The sequence below is a fragment of the Malikia granosa genome (genome assembly GCF_002980595.1).
GTDB classification, from domain to species: domain Bacteria; phylum Pseudomonadota; class Gammaproteobacteria; order Burkholderiales; family Burkholderiaceae_C; genus Malikia; species Malikia granosa.
Genome location: NZ_PVLQ01000125.1, coordinates 1 through 537 on the forward strand (window position 1 = coordinate 1; position 537 = coordinate 537).

A 537-nucleotide genomic window follows, 5' to 3' on the forward strand; every position below is an offset into this window, starting at 1 on the left:
GAGCCGATGCCAAAGACATAGGTATCCGTCCCGTCCCCACCCATGAGCGAATCGTTGCCTGAACCGCCGTCGAGCAGATCGTTGCCTTGCTCGCCGAACAGGCTGTCGTGCCCCTCGCCACCGCGCAAGGTATCGGCATTACCAGCCGCCCAGATCTGGTCGTTGGCCTGCCCGCCTTGCATCGAATCGGTCGCAGCGGTGCCATAGAGCCAGTCATTGCCCGGCGAACCGTCGACATGGATGAGCTGCGCTGCGATTTCCGCTGCGCCCCAGATCGCGCCGTCGGCAAACTGCAGCTGGATGCGGCTTTGGCCATAGTAAGCCGCCTCGTAGGAGTAATAGCCATGCACCGTGAGGCTGTCGTTGCCACCGGCCAGGCTCAGCACCAGGTCGTCGCCGGCGCGAGCCAGCGTGAAATCAGCCGGAGCAATGCCCGCACCGAGCTGGACCTTGTCGAATGGCGCCGTCGTCGTCTGGCCATACCAGCCGTCCGAGGCATCAACCGTGTCATGGCCGGAGCCGATGCCAAAGACATAG

General features: G+C 63.7%; 1 protein-coding gene. It reads right to left on the reverse strand.

The genetic code is table 11. The features are described from left to right. Positions 1–537 (reverse strand): calcium-binding protein (locus C6P64_RS18080; protein WP_281257979.1); only part of this gene is annotated, 537 nt, incomplete at both ends.